Origin of the sequence: Nostoc cf. edaphicum LEGE 07299, assembly GCF_015207245.1 — a bacterium.
In the GTDB taxonomy this organism is placed as follows: domain Bacteria; phylum Cyanobacteriota; class Cyanobacteriia; order Cyanobacteriales; family Nostocaceae; genus Nostoc; species Nostoc edaphicum_B.
Window position 1 is genome coordinate 1 of the sequence record NZ_JADEXF010000311.1, and the last position, 5,388, is coordinate 5,388.

Consider the following 5,388-nt stretch of genomic DNA (forward strand, 5'->3'; position numbering starts at 1 on the left):
CGACTAGCCATTTTTGAGTATCCCAAAACCCGCCTTGACCAGTTGCCCATCGCTGGATACCAAAACTCTCACCATTAGATAAGTGAGTATCGATACTGGCTAGACCCCCATCATTGAAGACGTTGACTAAATCATCTTTCCCATCTGCGTTAAAATCGCCGACTAGCCATTTTTGAGTATCCCAGAACCCGCCTTGCCCAGTTGCCCATCGCTGGATATTAAAAAAGTTTACACTACCACTGATAAAGTACTGCCCTAAACTGCCGTAATCCGTGTAGCCAGTTAAAAGAGGATTTTCTTTTCCTATACCATCAATTTTGAGGTAATAATTTCCAGCAGCGACATTTGTTTCAATACTTGCAGATAGTAAATCTGTTGAATTGGACGATGCAATTAAGGTACCAGCAGAATTGTATAGCTCTGCCAAAATGTCTAAGTTTGGCCCTCGACTAAAAGGATTCACTATCAAGCTAATCAGACCAGTACCTGTGACAAAACTATAAAAATCTACATCTGTATTGCGCTCAATAATGCCACTACCACTGATAGACGTACTAGAAATGTTTAGTGGCTTTGCTGTCGCAATTGTATCACCAGAATCATCGGCTCGGTAGGTGAACCCATTTTTAGTGATAATAATTTGCAAATCATCCTCAGTATTGTTAGCAGAAGCATACTCGCCTTTACTCCACTGGAGTAGCTCCTGGTAATACCCCGATCCCATGAGCGATGCCCAGCCAGTCTCTCCACTACCATGTCCTTGGTAGTATTCTTCAGCGGGGGTTATTCGTCCATCATGCTCGAGTCCCAGCGTATGACCTACTTCATGAGAGATAAGATAAGCCGTATACTTCTCATTACCTATCGTATCTTTAGCAAAAACAAAGGCAGGAGTATCACTATTCCAGTTGAAAGAACCAACATAGGCGACCCCTCCGGCTTCTTCACCATACCAATCGTAAGTGCTACCGCCGATCGCAACACGCACCCCCCAGCGAGTATCATCACTCCCACTTTTAATCAGATCGTTAATATCTGCTGGAGCCTGCGTTGTGACATTAACATTAAATGGGCTGAAATCCTCAGCGACACGCTGCCAGATATACTGAATTGTTTCAAGTTCAGCCGAGCTAAAGGATGCTGTATTGCCATCGAAGTCGAAGGCAGGGGTGATAATGTTAGCCGGACGTTCACTTGTGTTCCAGGAAGTACCAAAGGTGATATTGCCGTCGAAATCTAAATAAATTGTCTGATTAGCTCCTAGTAAGCTGTTGAGGAAGAAAGTTTTAGACAGGTCTAAAGAAGCTGATACTGACATATAATTTCATCCTTAAATGAAACCTTTATTATTTATCAGTATCAAGCAGATAACTTTACGTACTTTCCTATGCAATCTTTACAAAAAGTTAGAATCTGCTCGCACCGATACTGGAAATATTTGCATGGGCACGGATGGCGCAGAGAAGGTAAAATTATAATTAAAAATGTTAAGAATTTTAAATAAACTAATCAATGTCCAGCATTTCTCTTGACAAAAGTAACTCTCATGTCGTGGTTATTGGTGCGGGAATAGGTGGACTGACTGCTGGAGCATTATTAGCTCATAGAGGTTACAGCGTCTTAATTTTGGATCAAGCACTCGTACCAGGAGGCTGTGCTTCAACATTTAAACGCCAGGGATTTACCTTTGATGTGGGAGCAACTCAGGTGGCGGGGTTGGAACCAGGGGGAATTCACCACCGGATTTTCTCAGAATTGTCAATAGATTTGCCACAAGCAACGCCTTGTGATCCTGCTTGTGCGGTCTATTTACCTGGGGAAAGCACACCGATTAATGTCTGGCGCGACCAAGAGAAGTGGCAAGAGGAACGACAAAAACAGTTTCCCGGTAGCGAACCGTTCTGGCAGTTGATGGCAACTTTGTTTGATGCCAGTTGGGAATTTCAAGGACGCGACCCGGTACTACCACCGCGTAATTTATGGGATTTGTGGCAGCTAACTCAGGCGGTGCGTCCCAGTACATTAATTACCGTACCCTTCACTTTGTTTACGGTAGGAGATGCTTTACGGTTATGTGGATTGGGAAATGACCGACGACTGAGAACTTTTTTAGATTTGCAACTAAAGCTATACTCCCAGGTGGATGCAGAGAACACAGCATTACTTTATGCTGCAACAGCATTGAGTGTATCCCAACTGCCCCAAGGATTGTTTCACCTCCAGGGAAGTATGCAAGTATTAAGCGATCGCCTGGTACAATCCTTAGAAAGAGATGGCGGCAAATTGTTGATGCGCCACACTGTAGAACAAATCAAAGTAGAAAACGGCAAAGCTACTGCTGTAGTGATTAGAAATCAGAAAACTGGCGAAGTCTGGACAGAAGCCGCCGACCACATAGTTAGCAATGTCACCGTGCAAAACTTGGTGCAGTTATTGGGAGAACAAGCGCCATCTGGATATAAAAACAGGGTGGAAAAACTACCTCAAGCATCGGGTGCTTTTGTGGTGTATTTGGGTGTAGATGCCAGTGCGATTCCGCCTGAATGCTCTCCCCACCTGCAATTTCTGTATGATGTCAATGGCCCCATTGGCGAGAATAATTCCCTGTTTGTTTCCGTCAGTCATCCTGGAGATGGCCGCGCACCAGAGGGGAAAGCGACAATTATTGCCTCTTCATTTGTCGATCCTGCACAGTGGTGGCAGACTGAAGATTATGAAGGACTAAAAGAAAAGTTTACCCAAGAAGCGATCGCTCGTCTTGCCCAATACTTCTATCTCAAACCAGAAACGATTATTCATCAAGAAGCCGCAACACCCCGCACCTTTGCCCATTTCACAGCCCGCGATCGCGGTATAGTTGGCGGTATTGGTCAAAGGATTCCTACCTTTGGTCCCTTTGGGTTTGCCAATCGTACACCCATCCAGAATTTGTGGTTAGTTGGTGATTCCACCCATCCTGGCGAAGGTACTGCTGGGGTGAGTTATTCGGCGCTGACGGTAGTTAGGCAAATTGAGGCTTAAAAATTAGATGCGCTTGTGCTATCGAGGCTTGCGTGCTGCGAATATCAAAAACAGAGGAATACGCTTTCGTCGCTCATAGATTTGCACGTCTTGAAAGTGTTCGCGTTGCGGACACGCTTCACGCAAATCCTCAATGATAAATCCAGCTGCATTGAGGAGATGAAAATAGTTTTCCACCGTGCGGTGATACTTTTGCACCGTGCCGCCAAGCCAATTCGTAACTCGCAGTCCAGTCGTAAAATAGTTATCGACAATCCAATCTTGGCGGAGCGTGCCAGAAGTCCATCCAGCCTCAGAAGAAGTGATTACAGGATGCTCGACAGAAAAAACAAAGAGTCCCACAGGTGTGAGTGTGTGGAATATCTGGGTGCAAATTGGTACTAAATCAGCGACATAATGCAGGGAGAGTCGCGCAATAACTAGATCAAATGCTGCCTGTGGATACATCCAGTTCTCAATTGTCTGCTCAATGATCTGACCATCCGTATCAGCAAGTGTTTTGGTTGCGACGGCAGCCATCTTGTGTGAGCCTTCGATACCAGTGTAGCTCGCAGCGCCGCGATCGAGGAGTTCTCGCCCAATTGCCGCATCGCCACACCCCAAATCGAGGATATGTTTACCAGTAATGGGTCGAATCAGATCCATCATCACTGGCTTTTCAAGCGTATCGTTCGGTGTATCTATACGTTGACGACGGCGCATATAGGTTGCAAAAACCGCCTCATCATCATAGAAATTTGGGCCCGTCTGCTCCATACGTGCTGTTCCTTTGCAGTACGCTGATGACATTATTGGCATATTAGCAGATCAACAATGAATACAGGTTAGTACGGGGAGCAATTTAACTGTAATCGAAAACTCTGCCTTGATTGTAAAGGCAAGTCATACTTATAACCGATGGCAAACAGGACACAAAACTGATGAAATAAGGTTAGTGTTGCGAATCTGGAGTAATGACAGACAGCGTTTTAATTCTAGGTGGACGAGGGCGGATTGGTAGCAGTGTTGCTCAGGATCTCGCTACCCATACGCAGGCTCAAATTACCATTACTGGACGTTCTGCGGAGTTTGGGAAGGCTGTTAGCTTGTCTTCGGGAGGACAAGTGCAGTTTTTGGTGTTGGACTTGGCAGAAGTTGACAAGTTGCGAGATGCGATCGCAAACTCTAACTTAGTCATCCATTGTGCTGGGCCATTTCACTATCGAGATACTAATGTTCTCGAAACCTGTATTGCTCAGGGCGTTAACTATGTAGATGTCAGTGACCATCGTTCTTATACCAGCAAAGCTCTCAATTTTAGTGAACAGGCTGCTGCTGCTGGTGTAACAGCAATTATTAATACTGGTATTTTTCCTGGTATTTCTAACAGCATGGTGCGTCAAGGTGTTGAACAATTTGATAAACCAGAAAAGATCCATTTAAGTTATTTAGTTTCCGGTTCTGGCGGTGCTGGCATTACAGTGATGCGGACAACTTTTCTTGGGTTGCAGTATCCTTTTGAGACTTGGATAGATGGAAAATGGAAGATAATCAAGCCTTATAGTGAAAGAGAATTAATTGATTTTCCACCTCCCTATGGACGCACAGGAGTTTACTGGTTTGATATGCCAGAAACCTTTACACTGCCCCATGCATTCCCATCAGTGAAAACTGTAATTACTAAGTTTGGTTCCGTTCCAGATTTTTATAATCATCTAACTTGGATTGCGGCACACGTTTTTCCCAAGTGGTTAATGCAGCGTCGTTACATGATTGAATTTCTGTCTCATGTCAGCCATTCAATGACAGATGTCACTAATAATTTTAGTGGAATTGGAGTAGCAGTTCGTTCTGAGGTTACAGGGCAGAAAAATGATGAAACAGCCGTTTATTGCTCAACTGTAGTGCATGAAAATACAGCTGTAGCTTCTGGTTGTGGCACAGGTAGTATTGCCCAATTATTGCTAGAAGGTAAACTCAAAAAACCCGGAGTTTTTCCTGTAGAAGAAGCATTACCAACAAATTTATTTGAAGAGGTAATGCAAAGCCGAGGAATTAAAATTAATCACAGTTGGTCATAAGTCAATACAGTTCAGTTAAGCATTTTTTCTCTTCTCTCTGTTTCCTCTGCGCCTCTGCGGTTCGTTAAAAAAGTTGACTTTGACAAAGAGTTTTAGCCTTAACTGAACCGTATTGGGTCATAAGTGTCTATCAGATAAGAAAGTAAAATATTAGTCTACTTGAGCAGACTTGAGCTATTATTCCAGAATTTGAGTTCTGGACGGTAGTTAGTAAGCACGAAAATTGGGAATTATAGCGATTCTCATTTTAAACAGGTATACGCATAAGATTACACAACTTTGTGCTACTGCTAAATTATTTGTGAAC

General features: G+C 43.8%; 4 protein-coding genes. 2 read left to right on the forward strand and 2 right to left on the reverse strand.

All coding sequences use genetic code 11. The features are described 5' to 3' along the window. The coding region (locus IQ229_RS11285) for a zinc-dependent metalloprotease family protein (protein WP_228013383.1) at window positions 1-1,318 on the reverse strand (1,318 nt) is incomplete at its 3' end. A 194-nt stretch (window positions 1,319-1,512) separates the two neighbouring features. Here IQ229_RS11285 and crtD point away from each other — a divergent pair. Further along, on the forward strand, window positions 1,513-3,021 hold the full coding sequence (crtD, locus tag IQ229_RS11290; RefSeq protein ID WP_194043720.1) for a C-3',4' desaturase CrtD: 1,509 nt from the start codon (window positions 1,513-1,515) through the stop codon (window positions 3,019-3,021). A gap of 18 nt (window positions 3,022-3,039) precedes the next feature. On the opposite strand, the gene IQ229_RS11295 is transcribed toward crtD, so the two are convergent. Then, complete coding sequence (locus IQ229_RS11295; protein WP_194043721.1) at window positions 3,040-3,777, reverse strand: class I SAM-dependent DNA methyltransferase; 738 nt, start codon at window positions 3,775-3,777, stop codon at window positions 3,040-3,042. A 197-nt stretch (window positions 3,778-3,974) separates the two neighbouring features. Here IQ229_RS11295 and IQ229_RS11300 point away from each other — a divergent pair, with 197 nt between their 5' ends. Beyond that, on the forward strand, window positions 3,975-5,081 hold the full coding sequence (locus IQ229_RS11300) for a saccharopine dehydrogenase family protein (RefSeq protein ID WP_194043723.1): 1,107 nt from the start codon (window positions 3,975-3,977) through the stop codon (window positions 5,079-5,081). The last annotated feature ends 307 nt before the right edge of the window (window positions 5,082-5,388 follow it).

Excerpts from the sequence above, each read along its gene's own strand:
- crtD (WP_194043720.1), top strand. The coding sequence starts at position 1,513 with ATGTCCAGCATTTCTCTTGACAAAAGTAACTCTCATGTCGTGGTTATT.
- IQ229_RS11295 (WP_194043721.1), bottom strand. The coding sequence starts at position 3,777 with ATGGAGCAGACGGGCCCAAATTTCTATGATGATGAGGCGGTTTTTGCA.
- IQ229_RS11300 (WP_194043723.1), top strand. The coding sequence starts at position 3,975 with ATGACAGACAGCGTTTTAATTCTAGGTGGACGAGGGCGGATTGGTAGC.